At 68.6% G+C, this 19,399-nt stretch carries 19 protein-coding genes; 7 read left to right on the top strand and 12 right to left on the bottom strand.

Annotation, left to right across the window (positions count from 1 at the left end; genetic code table 11):
• Positions 1–50 precede the first annotated feature (50 nt).
• The 3 genes from MUG96_RS16640 to MUG96_RS16630 form a co-directional block, all read right to left on the bottom strand.
• Positions 51–242, bottom strand: coding sequence for a hypothetical protein (locus tag MUG96_RS16640; RefSeq protein WP_246984532.1), 192 nt, complete (start codon positions 240–242; stop codon positions 51–53).
• Positions 239–1,063 (bottom strand): MBL fold metallo-hydrolase, encoded by an 825-nt coding sequence (locus MUG96_RS16635; RefSeq protein WP_246984530.1) that lies wholly within the window; start codon positions 1,061–1,063, stop codon positions 239–241. Before MUG96_RS16635 ends, MUG96_RS16640 begins: the two co-directional genes overlap by 4 nt.
• A 234-nt stretch (positions 1,064–1,297) precedes the next feature.
• Positions 1,298–2,647 carry an ATP-binding protein gene (locus tag MUG96_RS16630; protein ID WP_246984528.1) on the bottom strand — a complete coding sequence of 450 codons (1,350 nt, stop codon included), beginning with the start codon at positions 2,645–2,647 and terminating at the stop codon, positions 1,298–1,300.
• Positions 2,648–2,890: 243 nt separating this feature from the next.
• On the opposite strand from MUG96_RS16630, the gene MUG96_RS16625 reads away from it, so the two are divergent.
• Together MUG96_RS16625 and MUG96_RS16620 are read left to right on the top strand one after the other, a co-directional pair.
• Entirely contained in the window at positions 2,891–4,042 is a 1,152-nt protein-coding gene (locus MUG96_RS16625) for a thiolase family protein (protein WP_246984526.1), read from the top strand.
• Positions 4,043–4,232: 190 nt separating this feature from the next.
• A complete protein-coding gene (locus MUG96_RS16620) occupies positions 4,233–5,264 on the top strand; it encodes a BtrH N-terminal domain-containing protein (RefSeq protein ID WP_246984525.1) in 1,032 nt (343 codons plus the stop codon).
• Between the two features lie 42 nt (positions 5,265–5,306).
• Here the strand turns inward: MUG96_RS16620 and MUG96_RS16615 are convergent, their stop codons facing one another.
• Both MUG96_RS16615 and MUG96_RS24175 read right to left on the bottom strand, forming a co-directional pair.
• Positions 5,307–5,960 carry a helix-turn-helix domain-containing protein gene (locus MUG96_RS16615; RefSeq protein ID WP_246988698.1) on the bottom strand — a complete coding sequence of 218 codons (654 nt, stop codon included), beginning with the start codon at positions 5,958–5,960 and terminating at the stop codon, positions 5,307–5,309.
• Between the two features lie 2 nt (positions 5,961–5,962).
• Positions 5,963–6,085 carry a hypothetical protein gene (locus tag MUG96_RS24175; RefSeq protein WP_256465394.1) on the bottom strand — a complete coding sequence of 41 codons (123 nt, stop codon included), beginning with the start codon at positions 6,083–6,085 and terminating at the stop codon, positions 5,963–5,965.
• A gap of 119 nt (positions 6,086–6,204) precedes the next feature.
• On the opposite strand from MUG96_RS24175, the gene MUG96_RS16610 reads away from it, so the two are divergent.
• Positions 6,205–6,651: a PaaI family thioesterase gene (locus MUG96_RS16610; RefSeq protein ID WP_246984523.1), complete on the top strand. Its 447-nt coding sequence runs from the start codon at positions 6,205–6,207 to the stop codon at positions 6,649–6,651.
• Positions 6,652–6,675: 24 nt separating this feature from the next.
• On the opposite strand, the gene MUG96_RS16605 is transcribed toward MUG96_RS16610, so the two are convergent.
• From MUG96_RS16605 to MUG96_RS16590, 4 genes are all read right to left on the bottom strand, one after another.
• Positions 6,676–8,361, bottom strand: coding sequence for an aldehyde ferredoxin oxidoreductase C-terminal domain-containing protein (locus tag MUG96_RS16605; protein WP_246984521.1), 1,686 nt, complete (start codon positions 8,359–8,361; stop codon positions 6,676–6,678).
• Between the two features lie 134 nt (positions 8,362–8,495).
• Complete coding sequence (locus MUG96_RS16600; protein ID WP_246984519.1) at positions 8,496–8,654, bottom strand: hypothetical protein; 159 nt, start codon at positions 8,652–8,654, stop codon at positions 8,496–8,498.
• A 161-nt stretch (positions 8,655–8,815) separates the two neighbouring features.
• On the bottom strand, positions 8,816–9,817 hold the full coding sequence (locus MUG96_RS16595; protein ID WP_246984518.1) for a TIGR04024 family LLM class F420-dependent oxidoreductase: 1,002 nt from the start codon (positions 9,815–9,817) through the stop codon (positions 8,816–8,818).
• Positions 9,818–9,842: 25 nt separating this feature from the next.
• The gene (locus MUG96_RS16590; protein WP_246984517.1) at positions 9,843–11,819 is read right to left on the bottom strand and encodes a cation:proton antiporter domain-containing protein; all 1,977 of its coding nucleotides are present in this window, start codon (positions 11,817–11,819) and stop codon (positions 9,843–9,845) included.
• Positions 11,820–12,006: 187 nt separating this feature from the next.
• On the opposite strand from MUG96_RS16590, the gene MUG96_RS16585 reads away from it, so the two are divergent.
• The 4 genes from MUG96_RS16585 to MUG96_RS16570 all read left to right on the top strand — a co-directional run bounded on the left by MUG96_RS16585 (position 12,007) and on the right by MUG96_RS16570 (position 15,197).
• On the top strand, positions 12,007–13,809 hold the full coding sequence (locus tag MUG96_RS16585) for a methyl-accepting chemotaxis protein (protein WP_246984516.1): 1,803 nt from the start codon (positions 12,007–12,009) through the stop codon (positions 13,807–13,809).
• Between the two features lie 69 nt (positions 13,810–13,878).
• Complete coding sequence (locus MUG96_RS16580; protein WP_246984515.1) at positions 13,879–14,277, top strand: hypothetical protein; 399 nt, start codon at positions 13,879–13,881, stop codon at positions 14,275–14,277.
• Positions 14,278–14,339: 62 nt separating this feature from the next.
• Positions 14,340–14,723 carry a hypothetical protein gene (locus MUG96_RS16575; RefSeq protein ID WP_246984514.1) on the top strand — a complete coding sequence of 128 codons (384 nt, stop codon included), beginning with the start codon at positions 14,340–14,342 and terminating at the stop codon, positions 14,721–14,723.
• 102 nt (positions 14,724–14,825) lie between these two features.
• Complete coding sequence (locus MUG96_RS16570) at positions 14,826–15,197, top strand: hypothetical protein (RefSeq protein ID WP_246984512.1); 372 nt, start codon at positions 14,826–14,828, stop codon at positions 15,195–15,197.
• Positions 15,198–15,232: 35 nt separating this feature from the next.
• On the opposite strand, the gene MUG96_RS16565 is transcribed toward MUG96_RS16570, so the two are convergent.
• The 3 genes from MUG96_RS16565 to MUG96_RS16555 are packed head-to-tail and all read right to left on the bottom strand — an operon-like array spanning position 15,233 to position 19,239.
• Positions 15,233–16,150 carry an MBL fold metallo-hydrolase gene (locus MUG96_RS16565; RefSeq protein ID WP_246984511.1) on the bottom strand — a complete coding sequence of 306 codons (918 nt, stop codon included), beginning with the start codon at positions 16,148–16,150 and terminating at the stop codon, positions 15,233–15,235.
• A 40-nt stretch (positions 16,151–16,190) separates the two neighbouring features.
• Entirely contained in the window at positions 16,191–18,461 is a 2,271-nt protein-coding gene (locus MUG96_RS16560) for a methyl-accepting chemotaxis protein (protein WP_246984510.1), read from the bottom strand.
• A complete protein-coding gene (locus tag MUG96_RS16555; protein ID WP_246984509.1) occupies positions 18,454–19,239 on the bottom strand; it encodes a bacteriorhodopsin in 786 nt (261 codons plus the stop codon). Before MUG96_RS16555 ends, MUG96_RS16560 begins: the two co-directional genes overlap by 8 nt.
• Between the last annotated feature and the right edge of the window lie 160 nt (positions 19,240–19,399).

Genomic DNA, 19,399 nt, shown 5'->3' with positions numbered 1-19,399 from the left:
CGCCAGGGGCTCGCCGGTATAAAGTCCCCGTCCGGTTTCGAGCGGCGACCTCACCCGCCGTTTCGTCTCGCGAACACGAGCGTCAGGACGGCGAAGGTACTGCCGAACGCGGCGGCGCCGACGAGCGGGACCGACCCGGACGCGACGTAGCCGGCCGCGGCGTAGGCGCCCCCGCCGAGACACCCCTTCAGGAGGCTGGCCGCTAGCGGGTGGTCGTCGAGGCGGTCCGTGAGCGAACTCATAGCTCGTACCGCTCGCCGTCGACCGCGAGCGGGTCTTCGAAGGCCTCCTCGACGGGCACGAAGTGGGCGACGTGGACGACTCGCGTCTCGTCGGCGTCGAGTTCCTCGCCCATCGCGACGGCGCCCTCGATGGTCATGTGTTTCGTGCCGAAGGTCCGGAACGTGCCGTCGGGTCCCTCGTGTTTCCCGCCGTAGGGGTGGTGTTTGCACAACTCCGCGGGGACGATGCCGTCGGCCAGGAGCAGGTCGGGGTCGGCCAGGACCTCGCGGGACTCCTCGGGGATGCCGAAGCTCGTGTCGCCGGTCAGCGAGAGTTTCGCGCCGGTCTCGGGGTCCTCGATGGCGAGGCCGTAACAGACCAGCGGGGGATGGTCGACGGGGACGAGCGTCACCTCGAAGCCGCAAACTTCGACGGGCTCGAAGGGCGCGGTCGCCTCGACGGTGACCGTATCGAGGTAGTCGTAGCGGCGCCGGACCGTCTCGGCGACGCTCTCGCCGGTCTTCGGGTCGGTCTCGTCGGCGGCGTACACCGGGAGGTCGGACACGAGCCGGTAGCTGTTCCCGAGGCCGTCGAGGTGGTCGAAGTGGATGTGGCTGATGACGGCGGCGTCGGGGAGGGGCACGTCGCGGTGGAGGAACTGGTAGCGGAAGTCCGGGCTGGCGTCGACCAGCAGCGACTGGCCGGTGCGCTCGTTGCGGACGTGGACCGAGAAGCGCGTCCGCTCGACTCCTTCTTCGTGGGCCCGCTCGCAGGTGTCACAGGAACACCCGGGCGTGGGCGTGCCGGTCGTGTCGCCGGTTCCCAGCAGCGTGACTTCCATCTATCGGCTCCCTGGGCCCGGGGCGGCCTAAAGGCCGCGGTCCCGCGACTCGGTCTCGGTCTGTGAGTACTGCGCGGACACGTTCGAGGTGGGCGACGCCATCGCCGAAGCCGAGCGGGTCGCCGTCCTCTCGGAGTTCGAGGGCCACCCCAGCATCCGCTCGCTCGTCGCCGACGACTACGAAATCATCACGTACTGACACAAAGCGGCACCGACGTCCGCGGCTCGCGCCAGTCAGTCGTGGGCGTGGTCGTGTGCGTGGTCGGTCTCCGCCTCGTCGTCCGACCCGGAGATGTCGCCGCCGGCGACCAGGGCGTCGGCGTCGCCGTCGATCATGTCGAGATTCTTGAGGTTGTCCCGCTCCTCGAAGTCCTCGACGGCCGCCTCCAGATCCGCCTGCGTGAGCGTCGTCCGCTCCTCGGTCAGCGCGTCCAGTACGGCCTCACGGAGGACGAGCCGGAGGTCCGAGCCGGTCAGCCCCTCGGTGATCTCCGCGAGGGTCGCGGGGTCGAAGTCGGTGATGTCCATGTCGCGTGTCACCACGCGGAGGATGTCGGCGCGCATCCCCGTGTCGGGCTTGGGGAAGTTGACGATCTCGTCGAAGCGCCGCCAGGCGGCGGCGTCGAGCTGGTCCGGGTGGTTGGTCGCGCCGATCAGGAGCACGTCGTCGTCGATGAGGCTGATCTCGTCGATGGACTTCAGGAGGGTGTTGACCGCGCGCTTGATGGCGGCGTGTTCGTCCGACGACCGGGTCTTCGCCACGAAGTCGAACTCGTCCATGAAGAAGATACACGGCGAGAGCCGGCGGGCCACCTCGAAGGACTTCTCGACGTTTTTGGCGGTCTCGCCGAGGTACTGGCTGGTGATCATCGACAGTTTCACCTCGACGAATGGCAACTGGAGCTCCTGGGCGAGCGCGCGGGCGACGCTCGTCTTCCCCGTTCCGGGCGGGCCGACGAACAGGAGTTTGCCGATCTCGCGCAGGCCGATCTGTGCGAGGTAGTCCCGGTGCTCGATGGCCTTGACGATCTTGTAAATCTCGTCTTCCTGGTCGGCCGTGAGCACCAGGTCGTTCATGGTCATATCGACCTCCTCGGGGGCCCGGATGTCGACGAGATCGAGCATCTCCTCTTCCTCCTCGTCGTCGAAGTACTCGTCGAGCATCGCGTCGATCCAGGCCCGGTCGGCCCGCGCCGGGCGGTTCCGTTCGCGCGCCTCGTCGAGGTCGACGCCGAACTCGTCGCCGAACGCGGCGGCGAGGACGGGGTTGTCGCCGATCCGGTCGGCGTCGACGCGGTCGAGGAACCACTCCTCGGCCATGTCGCGGTCGGTGAAGGAGATATCACCGCTGAACTCGTCGTGATCGGTGAACATCAGCCCCGAGACGGCCTCCCAGGGGCGGTCGACCCCGGTGGCCTCCGTTGCGGTCGTCGTAGTCGCCGACAGCGGCCGCTCGATTCGCCCGTCGCTCCAGAACACCCCGCGATAGTCCGCCGGGAGGTCGTCTTCGTCCAGGTCGCGGTCCCCGTTGTAGACCGCCACTGTCAGCAGGAACTCGACGACGTCCAGCTCGACGTTACTCATTCCCCACATGGTTCCCGTGGCAGCGATATAAGCACCTCGGACTCGACTCGACAACCGAATATACAGATCGTTACCTCTCGCCGCCCTATTCGTTTCAACTGTTAGTCCTAAAGAGGTTTTAGTTAACAACAGTGTGCTACTGGTCGCGCCGCGGCTCGGGCGCGTGTCGGGGCAGAAACAACGCGTCGTGCAGGTGCGACCAGTTCGACGGGATTTAACACTATCGACCATGTTGGGATATCTATGGCAGAACAAACACCTGTCGTAGTCAAAGCGTACCGAACGCCCCAGGGGAAAGAGGACGGCGTCTACTCGGAGGTCCGCAGCGAGGACCTGTCGATCCCGCTGATCAACGAGATGCTGGCCGAGACCGGCCTCAGCGGCGACGACGTCGACGACCTGCTGTGGGGCTGTGCACAGCAGCGCAGCGAGCAGGGCAACAACCTGGCCCGGGTCATCTCGCTGCTCTCCGATCTTGGCGAGTCCGTGCCCGCGACGACCATCAACCGCTGGTGTGCCTCCTCGGCCCAGTCGATCATCTCCGCGAGCGACGCCATCCGCGCCGGCCAGCGCGACGTGCTCATCGCCGGCGGCGTCGAGAACATGTCCCGCGTCCAGATGGGTCAGAACAACGCCATCCACCCGCGGATGAACGACGACTACAACGTCGCCGAACTCCAGATGGGGATGACCGCCGAGGCCGTCGCCGAGGAGTACGACGTGTCCCGCGAGGAGCAAGACGAGTACGCCGCCCGCTCCCAGCAGCGCGCCTGCGAGGCGACCGACGAGGGTCGCTTCGACGACGAGATCATCCCCATCGAGGGGCACGACGACGAGGGCAACCAGATCACCGTCGAGGAGGACGAGGGCCTCCGTCGCGGCACCACCGCCGAGAAGCTCTCCGGCCTGCCGACCGTGTTCAAGGCCGAGGGGACGGTCACGCCCGGCAACTCCAGTCAGATCTCCGACGGCGCCGCCGCGACGATGATCACGAGCAAGGCCTTCGCCGAGGACCACGGCCTGGACATCCTCGCCGAGGTCGGCTCCAACAACGTCGCCGGCGTCGACCCGCGCGTCATGGGCATCGGTCCCATCCCGGCCGTCGAGGGCCTCTGTGAGCGGACCGGCCGCGACCCCGAGGACTACGACCTGGTCGAACTCAACGAGGCCTTCGCCTCGCAGTGTTACTACTGCCAGCAGGAACTGGGCTTCGACGACGACATCTACAACGTCAACGGCGGCGCCATCGCCATCGGCCACCCGCTCGGCGCCTCCGGTGCCCGCCTGCCCGTCACGCTCGTCCACGAGATGAACAAGCGCGGCTCCGACCTCGGCCTCGCGACGGAATGTGTCGGCTTCGGCCAGGGCGCAGCTATCGAGTTCCGCCTGCCCTAGAGCAGTCACCGAAGACGAGCGAAGCGAGTCTTCGGCTTTTTCGCCCACGTTTTTGCGCGAGCGGTTCGCGCGGAGCGCGAACCCGAGCTGAAAAAGGTGGGGGTGCGGCCATCGAGTTCCGCCTGCCCTAGACGCGACGGCGAGCTTTTTCACCGCCTACTTTTTTCGCGACCCCGCTCCAGACTCCGGTATGCACCGCGTCGACGCCTACGATCATCGCCCCGGCGATCACTGTGGTTCGACCTCCCTGCGGAACCTCGCCGACCTGTACGACTGGGGGTACGACGAACCGACCGCGTTCGGGCTGGCCTCCGGACTCGGGTTCACCTACTACGAACTGCCGGACTCGCCCCACCGCGCCTTCTTCGGCCGCCCGCTCTTTCTGGAGGCGGCCTTCTTCGACCACTGCGGCATCGGGTACGAGCACCGCGCGGCCCCCGACTGGGAGACGGCGTGGGCGACCATTCGGGAGCAAATCGACGACGGCCGCCCCGTGCTGTGTTTCGGCGACATCTACTACCTCGATTACTACGGGAGCGACACCCACTTCGCGCCCCACTCGTTCCTGGCAGTCGGGTACGAGGACGATACTGAAAGGTCGGACGCTGAGGACGCGACCGTCCTGCTCTCGGACAGCGAGTTCCCCGAGCCACAGCGGCTCCCGGCCGACCGCCTCAGGGCGGCGATGACGTCCGACTGGATGCTCCCCCGACCGCTCCGACACCTCGTCGTCACCGACCCGGTACCGGACCGCTCCTTTGCGGCAGCGGTCGAGGCGGCCGTCCGCGAGACGGCGGCCTACGTCCGCGACCCGGCGACCGTCGACCGCGAACTCGGTCCCGGCGAGCACGGTCTGGCTGGCATCCGGGCACTGGCCGACGACCTCCCGTCGTGGACCGACCTCCCGGACCCGGGCTGGACGGTCCGATTCGCCTACCAGAACGTCGAGCGCCGCGGCACCGGCGGGGGCTGTTTCCGGCGGCTGTACGCCGACTTCCTCGGGGCCGCGAGCGAGGCCGTCCCCGCGCTCCCGGCCGATGCCGGCGAGCGGATGCACGACGTCGCCGACGACTGGACGGCGGCCGGCGAGACGCTGCAGGAAGCGAGCGAACGCGACCCCGCCGAGATGGGTCCGCTCCTCGAGGACGCCGCGGCGGCCATCCACGACCTCGCGGACCGCGAGGAACGACTGTTCGACGACCTCGCGGCCGCGCTGGACTGAACCCGGGCGGCCATCGGCCGGCACCGTGCGAATGGGCCGGCCCTACTGGACGACGCTGCCCATGATGTGGGCCTCGATGCGGGTGAGGTGTTCGCCGACGGTGCCGACGGTGCAGTCACAGACCTCGGCGATCTCCTCGTAGGTGGCCTGGCGGGGGACCTCGTAGTAGCCGAGTTCGACGGCGGCTTCGAGCACCTCGCGCTGGCGCTCGGTCAGGCGGGCGACGGCGCGGCCGTCGTCGGGGCGGTACTCGCCCATCTCCGTGGCCTCGGCGTTGACCGACGGGGGGACGTTCAGCAGGGCCTCCTTGATGTTGTCGTCCCGGCCGATGACGGTGACGCGCATGTGGCCCTCCGCGGTGAAGCGGATAGGGAGGTCGAGGACGAGCTGGTACTCGTCGAGCAGGCCCAACAGGCTCACGGCCGGCTCGCGGGCCGCGAAGTGGGCGTAGATGTAGAAGCCGGCGTCCCCGGGGATGAGTTCCCACTCCAGGGCGTCGTCGTGGCCGGTCAGCACCTCCGAGACGGCGGGCTCGCTCCCGCGGAGGCCAAAGAGCGCGACGCCGGTGTCGTCTTCCAGGAGATTGATGTAGGGTATCCCCTCGGGCCGGATGTCGGGGTGGGCCTGGAACGCGGCGGTCAGCGGGTGGAAGTCCCGCTCCTCAAGCGGGACGAGGGTGAACGTGAAGTACCGCATCGTCACGGCTGTTCACCTCGGTCCGGTCGTTGCTGTCCGTACGTCGCCGTGCTGGCGGCCGCAACGTCGGCTGTCCCGTTCCCGTCGGCCGCACGTGTCGTCCCCCGTGTCGTGTTCACTGGCATGTGGTCCCAACCTCGCGGTGGCGCGTGGTCCCGGTCCCCCCGAACCCGGCCCGCGCAGCGGGTCGCTGAACGGTCGTTCGGGTTCTGAAGGCTTATACTTCGGTGGTCGAACACTCGGTATGGACGTCAAGGAAGTCTTCTCGTATATGCCGTTCACGAACCTCGTCGGCATCGACATCACGGCCGTCGACGAGGGCTACGCCGAGGGGGAAGTCGAGATGCGCGAGGAACTGGCCTCCGTCCCGGGCGGCGGCGTCGCCCACGGCGGCGTCACCTACTCGCTGGCCGACACCGTCGGCGGCGCGGCCGTCATCTCCCTGACTCGCGACGTTGCCCCGACGATCGATATGCGGATGGACTACCTCGCGCCGGCGACCGACGACCTGTTCGCCGAGGCCGAGGTCATCCGGAAGGGCGGCAGCGTCGCCGTCGCGAGCATCGACGTGTACGACGTCGCCGACCATCACGTCGCGACCGCCCGCGGCGTCTACAAGACCGGCGGCGACAGCGAGGGGACGCCCTGGCTCCGCGACGACGAACCCGAAGAGGACGCCGAGACGTTCTGAGTCCGTCGGCGACTCGGGTCGCGCTCAGTCGCCGGCGGCTTCGCTCCCGCGCACGTTCGCGGCGGGCACCGTGCCGTCCTCGTTCCAGCCGCGCAGGTCGTAGTAGTTCGTGAGTTCGTCTTCGAGCCCCTCGATCTCGTAGGGAAGTGCTTCGTCGTCGGCCCGGTCCTTGCCGCGTTCGTTGTGGAAGTGCCGTTCGAGTTCGACGATCCGGGCGCCCACGTCGAGCAGGTGTTCGTAGTCGGTCTGGAACAGCGCCTCGTAGCGCTCCTCGCCCATGTTCGAGAACGAGAACTTACAGAGGACGCCGCTGTCCTTGACCGCGTTGAGGTTCTCGTGTTCGATGAGGGTCTCCGACTTCCCGTCGACGCCCTCCTTCGGGAGGGCCTCGTTGGGCGAGACCAGCGGGTACTCCAGGTTGTACATCTCGGCGTACATGTGGTCGGCCCCGCGGTTCGAGGTGGCGAAGGAGAGTCCCTGCCCGTTGAGCGTGCGGCCGTCGTGAGCCGAGAACTCCATGCCCTTCATCGTCCAGTTCTCGACGCCGAGTTCGTCGTGGATGCGGTCGATGCCCTCCGCGAGCAGGTCTCCCTCCTCCTCGCGGTAGGCGATCTTCTCGACCAGATCGAGCATCAGTTCCTCGTTACCGAACTCGTCGTTGGCCGCGAGATACGCCGAGATGGTGTCACCGCAGGAGATGGTGTCCATCCCCAGCTCGTCGCACTTGTCGTTCGCCTTCATGATATCGACGAAGTCGTCGACGAGGGCGTTCGAGCCGAAGGCCATCACCGTCTCGTACTCCGGCCCCTCCGTCGTGAAGCCCGTCTCCTCGTCTTTCGTCGGGAGTTTGCAGGCGAAGGCACACGACGAGCAGGTCCCTTTCTTGTACTTGTGGTCGATGACGGCGGAGGAGCCGATGTCCTCCATCTTGTCGTACGACAGTTCCTCGAAGTACTTCGTCGGGATCGCCTCGACGGCGTTGGCGTAGGACGACACCGAGACGGTGCCGGCGTCTTTCATCGGGCTGTCGGAGGTGGCGGCTTCCTGGTGGATCGCCTCCGTGACCTCCTCGTCGAGTTCGATCTCCGGCCGGGAGTCACCGTCGAAGGTGAGGAACTTCACGCCCTTCGCGCCGAGGACGGCGCCGAGACCGCCGCGTCCGAACGCGCGGTGTTCGGAGGTGATGATGGAGGCGAACCGGACCTCGTTCTCGCCGGCGGGACCGACGATGGCCGTGTTGCTGTCCTCCAGGTCGTGCTCCTCGTCGATGTACTCGATGACCTCGTCGACGGTCGCGCCCTCGAGGTCGTCGACCGCCTCGAAGGTGACGCCGTCGTCCCGGACGTGGACACCGACCAGGTCGTCGCTCTCGCCTGTGATCTCGACGCCCGCGTAGCCGGTGTCCGCGAACGGGCGGGACATGAATCCGCCGGCGTTCGACGACAGCAGGCCGTCGGTCAGGGGCGAGAGACCGGTACAGTTCATTCGGCCGGTGAAACTCATCGTCGAGGTCTGGAGCGGCCCGGTGGTGAAAATCAGCCGGTTCTCCGGCCCGAACGGGTCCGCGTCGAACGGAATCCGTTCGTGTCCCAGTTTCGTCCCCACACCGCGTCCGCCGATGAACGACTGCAGCGTGTCGTCGATGTTCTCCTCGTCCGTCGTCCGCTGCCCAACGTCGACGCTGAGCAGGGGCCCTTTCCCGTGGATCATTGACACTCTCGACCTAGGGTCCCGGGGTCATAAATAACCGGCAAGTCAACCGCTGTTGTTTAAGAACCAGGTCGGCAGACGCGGGTCGGTGCGAGTGGATACGCGTTCGGGGGGTCGCCGGTCCAGGGAGGGGGTCACCGCATGTCCGCGACCGACACGGTGTAGTCGGACTCGATCCAGCGGCTCGTGTCGTCGCGCTCGTAGACGATGAGCGCGTCACCGGCCCTGAACTGTGCGTACCTGGAACGCTCACTGTCCGTCTCGTCGCCGGTTGGGGGGGTAGGGCGCGTCATGTGGTCTTCGCACTCACTAGTAAGTTCTTCCGACTCCTATAAGCGTCCGATACTCCAGGCCAGTTCAGAACCGTTTGCGTTCATAGCAGTTTCTTTCGCCGGCCCCGACCCCAGAAAGTGGCTCGAAAACGCCCGAAACGACGTGAAAGCACGGAAGATATTTACAGGTCGGCGAGGGCGGCCATCGTCGTCTCCTTGTCTTCCTGGGTCATGCCGCCGACGAACCCGACCCGGACCGCGTCGACGCCGTCGACGGCCCCCATTCGCTCGATGCGCTCGCACACCTCGTCGGCGGTCCCGGCGGCGGCGAGTTCGTCCAGCGCCTCGTCGGTGAGCGCGTCGGCCATCGCGGCCGTGTCCCGGTCCTCCCAGGCCGACCGGATTTCGGCGACCATCTCCTCGTACCCCTGCTCGGCGACCGAGTCGCCGTAGAAGGGGCCGTAGGCGCCGATGAGGAACGCGACCATCTGCCGGGTGATCGCCCGGGCGTACTCGCGGTCCTCGCTGACGCAGGTGCGGACGATGGGGCTGACCCGCAGGTCGTCGGGGTCGCGGTCGCCGAGGTCCGCCCCGCGCTCCAGGTCCTCGAGGCGGTCGCGAAGGGCGTCGGGGGTGAACAGCTGTGGCACCCAGCCGTCGGCGAACCGCCCCGCGAGTTCGGTCGCTTTCGGGCCGAGCGTCGCGAGGTCGACCCCCGGCGGCTCGTCGGGCACGTCGCGGTCGTAGCTCAGGCCGCCCACGTCGTAGACCTCGCCGTCGTAGTCCACGTCGCCGCCGTCGTAGACCTCCCGGATCACGTCGACGGTCTCCCGGAGCCGGCGGAGCGGGCGCTCGAAGTCGCCGGCGTGCCAGCCCTCGGCGATGGCGGGGGAACTCGGGCCGAGGCCGAGGCGGAAGCGGCCGTCGGTCACGTCGTGGAGGGTGAGCGCGGTCTGGGCGAGCGTCGTCGGGGCCCGCGAGAACGGCGAGATGACGTCGTCCGAGATACCGATGTCGTCGGTGCGCTCGGCGATGACGGTCATGACGGGGACGATGTTCCAGCCGGTCGTCTCGCCCATCGAGACGCGGCCGAATCCGTGCTCTTCGGCGCGAACGGCCTGTTCGGCGACGCTGTCGACCGTGTCGTGGTCGCTGCTCATCAACACGAGATCGAGGTCGGTCATGGCCCCACAGAGTGGGGGGGAGGGCTTAAGCGTTGGAGTCGCCCCGACACATCTGCATGGCCTCGCGGACGGCCTCGCGGCTCCCGAGGAGGGTGATCCGGTCGCCCTTTTCGAGGGTGAACTCCGGACCCGGCACTTTGACCTCGCCGTCGCGGTCGACCAGCGCGATGAGACAGGTTTCGGGCAGGTCCGGGCCGACTTCCCTGACGGTCCGCCCCACGAACGTGCCGTTCGTGATTTCGACCTCCTGGACGTCGCCGTCCCGGCCGATGTCGGTCATCCAGTGGGCCAGCGCCGGCCGCTCGATCTGGTTGTCGAGCGCCCACGCGGTCGCCATCGCCGCGGAGATCGTTCGGACGCCCAGGTCCTCGAAGGCATCGACGTTGTCCGGGTTGTTCGCGCGTGCGAGGATGGTATCGACGTCGAACTTGGAGCTCGATAGCTGGGCGACGAGCAGGTTCACGTCGTCGTCCCCGGTGGCGGCGACGACCGTCTTCGCGTTGGCGACCCCCGCCTCGCGCAGGACGTCGGTGTCGGTCCCGTCACCCCAGGCGACGGTGTACCCCTCGTTTCGCGTCCGTTCGACTGCGTCCTCGTCCTGTTCCACGATGACGACGTTCTCGCCACGGTCTTGGAGGCGTTCGGCGAGCGCACGGCCCACCTGACCGCCTCCGACGATGATGACTCGCATTGGTATCACGTTGAGGTATTCGGCGATGTAACGCGCGAAGCCGCCCTCGAGGGCGACCGTCGCGAAGATGACCAGAAAGACGGTGCCGACGAGCAACTGTGCCTGTGCGTCGAAGGTCGCGGCCTCCGCACAGAGGGTGGCCGCCTCGCCGCTCAGGCCGCCGGTGCCACAGACGCTCCCGGCGTTGCCGCCCACTGCGGCTGCGGCCTCCTGTCGGAGGGTCTGGGCCTCACTCTGGAGTTCGACGGCAAAGAGGGTCGCGACCGAGGCCGGAATGATCCCCCGCGGGCCGACGAAGCTCATGAAGAACTTCTCGGGGGTGGTGAACCGGTCGCCGATGGTCGAGACGAAGACGAGTAGCGGCCGGATCACGAGCATAATCGCGGCGACGACTGCCAGCCCGGGGAGCCCGAGCCGGATGAGGTCCTCGAACTGCAACAGCGCCGCAAGCGAGATGAAAACGACCGAGAGGACGAGCAGCGTGATGTCGCCTTTGAACGCCGCGATCTCGTCCTCGTAGGGCACGTCGGCGTTGCCGAGCAGGAGCCCGGAGGTCGCGACGGCGGCGACGCCGGCCTCGCTGGCGATGCTGTTCGCGGCCGCGTACGACACCAGCGCGCCAGCGAGCACGAGCAGGCGTGCCAGCTGCGGAGCGTTCCCCCGCGAGAGGTCGACGTAGGTGACGACGTAGTACATGAGCCCGGCGACGACGGCACCGACGAGCAGGCCGATGCCGAGCCGGCTCGCGAAGTCGCGGACGAACGCCTGCCCGGCCTGGCCCCGGAGGATGACGACCTCGAAGACGACGACGGCGATGATCGCCGCGCTCACGTCGTTGATGATGCCCTCGGTCTCCAGGGCGGCCGCCACCCGGTCCCGGACCGGTACGACGTTCAGGATCGGCGTGATGACCGTCGGGCCGGTCGCGACCAGCAGGGCGCCGATGAGAAAGGAGATATCGAGGTCGGCACCGAGTACCAGGTGGACGACGCCGGCGGTCGCGACCAGTGCGATGGCCGCGCCGACGGTCACCAGCCGCAGGGTCGCCGCCGGGGCCTCCCGGATGCGGTCCAGCCGCAGGTGGAACGCGCCCTCGAAGACGATGATGGCGACCGAGAGCCCGACGATGGCCGGGAGGGCCTCGCCGAAGGTCGCTCGCGTGACCAGCCCCAACCCCTCCGGACCGAGGACGACGCCAGCGGAGATGAGGAAGATGATACTCGGGACCCGAAACCGGGACGCGAGCAACTGTGCCACGACGCCGATCCCGATGATGGCCGCGACCAAGACGATTATTTCACTGGCGGCCACGTCGATCCCTCCATCACCCCGGTCAACGAACGCCCTCGATTTAAGCCCACTCACTCGCTCCCGTGCCCGCTCCCTCGTTCCCGTGCCCGCTCCCCCGCCCCGTCTACGGTCGACGGTTCCCCCTCCGATATCGCCATCGATAATCAGGGGCTGACATATATATGCCGGGTTTGCTGATAGTTCTCGTATGAGTCTCCCGAGCCGTGTTCTTCGGGCTTTCGAGTCTCTGCGATCCGAGTGGACCGACGGGCGGGCCGGTGGCGAGTCGCCGGACCCGTCGGCGCCGAACCGCGTGGACCTGACCGACGACTCGGGGGCAAAGGCGACATCGTCACGCTCAGCAGACGCGGCCGCCGACGAGTCGGCGCCGGCCGAGGCCGAGTCGGGCCCTCCGGCCGACGAACCGCCGGACGCCGATTCGGCGGCCGGGGCGGACGACGCTGCCAGCGCGGACGTCACGGCGACGGACGAGCCCGGGGGCGACGACGCCACGGACGGGGACGAGACTCACATCGTCGAGGCGGGCGACGACGGGACGGGGATCGACGGTTCCGCTGCCGCCGACTCGGACGCGGAGTCGACCGGGCCCGGTCGGGACGCGGAGCCGCCGACCGACGTGGTGTCGGCGGACGGTGGGACCGAGTCGGTGGCGGCGGGGCCGAGCGCGGCGTCGGCGGCGGAGTTCCGGGACGCGATGCAGGCGGCGGCCGCGGGCGATCTGAGCCAGCGGCTGGACACCAACCGGGGAAGCGAGACGATGAGCGAGGCCGCCGAGGCGTTCAACGACCTGATCGCGGGCTTTGCCGACACCGTCGAGGAACTGGAGGCGTTCGCCGACGAGGTAGACGACACGACCGAGGAGATGACGGCGGCGACCCGGGAAGTCAAAGACGTCAGCGAGGACGTCAGCTCCTCGATGGACGAGATCACCGCCAACGCCAGCGAGCAGGAAGACCACCTGGGGGACGTCGTCGACCAGATGACGGACCTTTCGGCGACGGTTCAGGAGATCGCCTCGTCGGCCGACGAGGTCGCGACGATCTCACAGGAGGCCGCCGAGTTCGGCCGCGAGGGCAGCGACGCGGCCGCGGCGGCCATCGACGAGATGGACGGCATCGAAGAGACCGCCGACGATACCATCGAGCAGGTCGAAACGCTCGAATCCCAGATCGACGCGATCAGCGAGGTGGTGGAGGTGATCGACGACATCGCTGACCAGACGTCGATCCTCGCGCTGAACGCCTCTATCGAGGCTGCACGGGCCGGCGAGGCTGGCGAGGGCTTCGCGGTCGTCGCCGACGAAGTGAAACAGCTCGCCGAGGAGGCCGGACAGGCGACCGAGGACATCAGCGCCCGGATCGAGACGGTGCAAGACGAGACGGCGACGGCCGTCGACGGCGTCCGCGAGATGGGCGACCGCGTCTCCAGCGGGATGCAGACCGTCGACGAGGCCATCGAGGCCCTGGACGAGATCGCCGACCGCGTCGAGGACGCGAACACCGGCGTCCAGTCGATCAACGAGGCGACCGACGACCAGGCGGCGACGACCCAGGAGGTCGTCGCGCTGGTCGAGGACGTGGCCGACCTCAGCGAGGAGACCGCGAGCGAGACCAAGGAGGTCTCGGGCGCGACCGAGGAACAGGCTGCCGCCCTCTCCGAGGTGACCCACAACATGGAGGGTATCTCCGACCAGGCCACCGACCTCGCCGCGCTCCTGGCCGACTTCGACCTCGAAGGCGACGGCACGGACGCCGGCGGGAACGACGAGGACCTCTCGTGGGACGACGCGGTAGTCCACGATGCCACGGAGGACGGGAACGAAGGGGGAGACGACGAGGACCTCTCGTGGGACGATGCCGCCGTCCACGACGATGACGGCGCCGACGCGGGGCCGGACACGACCGACGACGTGGACAGTGCGGACACGGACGCCGGCGGGGACGACGAGGACCTCTCGTGGGACGACGCGATGGTCCACGACGGGGAGTAGGACCCATCTGCTATCAGTCCTGAAAACGACGGGGGAAGGGTTTTGTCGCAGTTCATTGATTGTTAACGTATGACAGACTGGGGACGGGACGGAACGAACTGGTCGGTGTCCATCGACGAGGGAACGAACCGACTGTACCTGGCTCTGACCGGCCACGTCGACGAATCACAGGCGGAGGCGGCGGCCGATGCGACCATCGAGGGCGCGAAGCGGCTCGACGAGGACTTCGAGGTGATCAACGACCTCTCGGAGTTCCAGCCGGGCGATCCGGCGGCGATGGAACACATCGAGCGCGGCAAGAAAGGTATCGCCAGCAACGGCGTCGCCGCCGTCGTCCGCGTGATGGCGGAGTCGACGACCGGCCAGATGCAGTTCGACCGCGCCGGCGAGGACGCCGAGAGCTACGCGGTCGCCAAGGCCGAAACCGTCGCGGAAGCCGAGAAACTGCTGGACAGCCGCCGCGAGTAGATCTTATCAACGCTGAAAACCGCACTGTAACGTTTATTCACCACGATCATCAGTAATCGCGTATGTCACACTGGGACATGGAGGTCGACGAGGAGAAACAGCGGGCCTACCTGACGCTGTCCGGCCGGATGGACGCGGAACAGCACGCCGCGGCCGCCGATGCCTGCGAGGAGGTCGCCGAGCGACTCGACGACGGGTTCGACCTGATCAACGATATGTCGGACCTCGTGCCGGCCGAGGAGGAGGCGATGAAACACACGGAACGCGGCAAGCGAGCGCTCGCCGACGGCGGTATGGCGGCCGTCGTCCGCGTGGTCTCGGAGTCGCCGACGGGGCAGATGCGCTTCGACCGCGCCGGCGAGGACGCCGAGGGCTACGCCGTCGCGAAAGCCGACTCCGTCGAGGAGGCCGAACAACTGCTCGAAAAGCGCCGTCAGCAGGCCTGACCACTGGCGTCGACGGCCGCAGGTGCCACGCCGGTGGCCCGATCGCGCCTGAACTTTCGCCACGCAAGCAAGTTTCTTGATGGTGTCCCCTGGACACCCGATATGGGCGAGTGGTCGATAGACGTCGACGAGTCAGCGAACAGGGTGTACATGGAACTCTCCGGGTTCTTCGAGGAGGAGGAGGCCGCCGAGGTCACCCAGGAGATAATCGACGCCGCGGGGGTCCTCGCGGAGGGGTTCGAGATGGTCAGTGACCTCCAGGAACTCCAGATCGGCGACCCCGGCGCCGCCGAGGAACTGGAACGCGGCAAACAGTACCTCGCCGACCAGGGGCTCGCGGCCGCCGTCAGGGTCCCGCCGGCGGCGGCCTCCAGCCAGGAACAGTTCGCCGAGGTCGGTGCCGAGGCCGAGTCCTACTGGCTCGACACCGCCGAGTCAGTGTCGGCCGCCGAGACACTCCTCGACGAGCGGTAACGGCGACGGAACGTGGCTTCGCTGGCCCCGGTGGCCTACCTCGTATGCGCCGCCGCCCGTTCGTCGAGGTATCTCACCACGCCCCGTGCGTTCAGCACGCCCTCGACACGGGAGCGGCGTTCGCCCCAGGAGGCGATCGTGGGTGCCGTCTCGCCGAAGTGCTCGACGACGGCCTCGTCGTCGTCGAGTTCCGCCCGCTTTGCCGCGACGGCGGCCACCCACGACGCGATGACGTTCGCGTACTCCCGCAGACGGTCGTCCGCCCGCGCCGCGCCGAAGTGGCCGTAACAGAGCACCTCCGGGTCGAGGCCGTCGATCATCGCGGCGTCCCCGAGTACCCTCTCGAGGTCGAAGTCCGACGGCGGCGAGGTCGGCCTGACCTCGTCGATCGCGGGGACGTAGATGCCGGCCGCGTCGGCCGTGAAGACCGTCGCCGAGGACGGTTCCTCGAAGACAGCCTGGTGGGGTGCGTGGCCGTGCGCCGGGTGGACGCGGAGTTCGCGGTCGCCGAGGTCGACGGTCCCGCCGGCGGCGACCTCCCGGAGTCGGTCGTCGGGAATCGGCTTCGGGTCGGCGTAGAACTCCCAGTTGTCGCCGACGACCGCCTTCGTGCCCGCGACGAGCCGGTCCGGGTCCCGGAGGTGGCCCGCGCCGCGCTCGTAGGCGACGACCGTCGCGTTCGGGCACTCCTCGAGGAGGTGGCCGGCGCCGCCGGCGTGGTCCAGGTGGACGTGCGTGAGCGCGATGACTTCGAGGTCGGTGGGCGCGATGCCGACCTCGCGCAGGCCGTCGAGGATCCGGTCGACGGTGGCGCCGGTCCCCGTGTCGACGACCGCCGGGCGCTCGGCGTCGAGGAGGTACACGGAACCGTACTCGGTCGTGTCGTACATCCCGGTGTCGACGTAGTGGAGGTCCGGCGTCGGCGGGACGCTGAAGACGTCTCCGGCTGCCATACCGGCACCGCGCTCCCCAGGGGCAAAAACCGTTCGGCGGTTACGTCCCGTCGGTCCCGCCGGGCGCGGCGTCCGACGCACCGCCGTCGGTCGCCGGCGTCGGCCGGTCGGCCGCCGCGTCCTCGGCGTCGACCTCGAACGTCGAGAGCATCGTCCGGAGTTCCCGCGTGCGTTCAGCGAGGTCGCTGGCGGCACCGGAGACCTCGTTGATGGATTCGGAGGCGTTTCGCGCGGCGCTCGTGACGGTGTCGGCCTGCTGGGCCGTCTCCTCGGAGACCGCGGCCACGTCGTCGACCATCGAGACGATCTCCTGTGCGCTCGCCGCCTGCTCGTCGGTCGTGTCGTTGATGTTCTGTAGTCCCTCGTCGACCCGGTCGACGCCGTCGACGATGGCTTCGAGCGACTCCGTGAGGTCCGCGACGGCCTCGGTCCCGGCCGCGACCCGCCGCTCGGTCTCGCGGACCCCCTCGGCGCTCTCGGCGGCTGTCTCCTGGACCGAACTCACCATCTCCTCGATGTCCGTCACGGCCGCCTGGGTCTGCTCGGCGAGGTCTTTCACCTCGTCGGCGACGACCGCGAAGCCCTCGCCCTCCCCGTCGGCGCGGGCGGCCTCGATGTTGGCGTTCAGCGCGAGGATCGACGTCTGGTCCGCGATGTCGTCGATGAGCTGTGTCACCTCGCCGATGGTCTCGATCTCGTCGGTCAGCGCCTCGATGGAGTCGACGACCGCCTCGGTCCGGGTCTCGATGGCGCGCATCTCGTCGATGGTTTCCTCGGCGCGCTCGCGGCCGTCGGCACCGAGTTCCGCGACGCGGTCGGACTGGCCCGCCACCTCGTCGGTCGTCGCCGCCACCTCCTCGACGGTCGCGGACAGCCCGTTGACCTCGTCGACGGTCGCCTGGAGGTCCGCGGTCTGCTCGCGGGCGCCCTCGGAAATCCCCTGGACCGAACTGCTGACCTCCTCGCTCGCGTCCTCGACGTCCGCGGCGCTCTCCCCGACGTCCGTGCTCGCGGCCGCGACCTCGTCGGCGAACTCGGTCACGTCAGCGACGGTCCGCTCGAGTTCGGCCACCATCTCGTTGAACGAGTCGGCGATGGACTCCATGGCCGCGCTGTCGATCTCGGGGTCGAGCCGACCCGTCAGGTCGCCGTCGGCACACGCCGCCATCGTCTCGCTGTACCGCTCCGCCTCGGCCTCCAGTCGCTCGTTGAACCGCTGGGTTTCGAGTTCCCGCGCCTCGGCCTCCTCGCGGGCCTCCTCGGCTTCTGCCCGGGCCGCCTGCGCTTCTTCGAGCGAGTCCCGAAGTGAGTCGCGCATCCCGGCAAACTCCGTGTACAGCGTCCCGACCTCGTCCTCGCGGTCCGTCGCCAGCTCCACGTCGAGGTTCCCGCCGCCGATCTCGCCCGCCCGCTCGGCCAGCCGCCGGAGCGCCAGCGCGAGGTTGCCGCCGACGGTGATCCCCAGCACGCCCAGGTTGACCGCGATCACGTACAGCAGGGCCACGATGGCCGCCGTCGCCGTCCCCTGGTCGTCGTACAGGACGCTCGTCGGTGCGTAGCCGACCACCTGCCAGTCCGCGCCCGCGACCGACGCCGCCGTCGCCGCGTACGTCTCCTCGCCGACGGCGCCCGTCGTGATCGCGCTCGCGTTCTCCGCGTCCGCGACCAGTCGCCGGGCCGCCGTGTCGTTCCCGTCGCCGTCCGACTCGACCGCCACCGCGTCGCCGGCGACGATGGCCGTCGCGTAGCGTCCGTCGCCCAACCGCTCGCGCAGCGACGCCGTGGTCGCCTCGACCACCACGCGGTGGTCGCCGTCCGCGCGTGCCGCGAACGGCACGACCCGCCCGTCGCCGGTCGGGCTCGCCGTCGGCTCGCCGGCCGTCACGCCCGCTCCGTCGGCGGCCGCTTCGACCGTCGTCCCGACCGCGCTCGCCCGGGAACTGGCTACCACCTCGCCGCTCTCCCGGTCGACGTAGTGGGCCGCGGCGACGCCGTCGCGGGCGGCCGCCGTCGCGAGCGCCTCGCCGATCCGGTCGGCATCACCGCTCGCGACGGCGGCCGACCCCGCGAGCCCGCCGGTCAGGTCCCCCTTCGACTCGACCCACAGCTCCGTCACCGTCGCGCCGTCGTCGACGTGGTCCCTGAAGTCGGCGTCGGCGGACGTCTGGAGTTCGTCGGCGACGTGGGCGTAGAAGAACACGCCCGAGGCCAGCGTGACGACGAGCACGAGGCCGAGCGTCGCCACCATCTTCAGGCTGTACCGCGACCTGATCCGCTCCGGGACGTAGTCGTCGAGGTCCACGTCAGTCACCCCCCTCCGGGTCCGTGTCGATGTCGATGTCCGCGTCCCCGCTCCCGCCCGACACCGCCGAGTGTCCGCCGCGGACGTACGCCAGCGGCGAGGCGCGGTCGGCGGCCAGTTCCTCCATGGCGTCCGCCGAGCGAAGGACGATCGCTGCGAAGCCGAGGTGCCCCATCACGTCGAGATAGCCGCCGACGTAGACGCCGGTGAAGGCGTCGAGCAGGCCCAGACCCTGCCGGGAGGTCAGCCCGACGACGAGATAGCCCAGGATGAGCAGTGCCATGAGGTTCCTGAGCTTGCCGAAGGCCAGCCGTCGCGGGCCCGAAACGTCGGCGGCGGCCCGGGTGAGTGGTCGGAACAGTATCCAGAGCAGACCCACGATACTGACCAGTGTCACCGCCTTTCCGACGGTACCGACTGGTGCCGGGAACAGCCAGTTGAGCATCGTCGCCAGCACGAACCCGACGATACACCCGCAGCCGAGCAGCGTCGTCCGGCGGTCGGCGTCGGCCAACAGCCCGACGTAGCCGACGACGACGGTGTAGGTCAGGAGGTACACCAGGAACCGCGAGACCGGGACCGGTCGGCCGTTCGCGGCGACCAGCGTGAGTACTTCGCCGGACATCCCGACGTATCCGAGCGCGAGAGCGCCGGTCACGTACGGGGCGACGAGCGTGTACCGCAACCGAGCGCCGGTGTGCCGCCGCGTCCAGAGGGCCGAGCCCACGAACGCGACCGCCGCGACGGCACCGACGAGTCCGTAGAAGGCGAGTTCTCCAATCAACATGATTTCTTTTCCACTTGACAGACCCTCCGAACGGGAGCGCCGTCGTGCTGCCGTCTCCGTTCGTTATGGCTCGATGAACTTCGGGGATAAACCTCCGGGTCGGTTCGAATCCTGTAGTCGCGGTCCACGCTGTCAACGGGTCGCGTTGACGGCGCTGTCG

The sequence above is a fragment of the Halorientalis marina genome (genome assembly GCF_023028345.1).
In the GTDB taxonomy this organism is placed as follows: Archaea; Halobacteriota; Halobacteria; order Halobacteriales; family Haloarculaceae; genus Halorientalis; species Halorientalis marina.
Note: the sequence above shows the minus strand (reverse complement) of the source record. Positions and strands in the feature narration are given on the sequence as shown.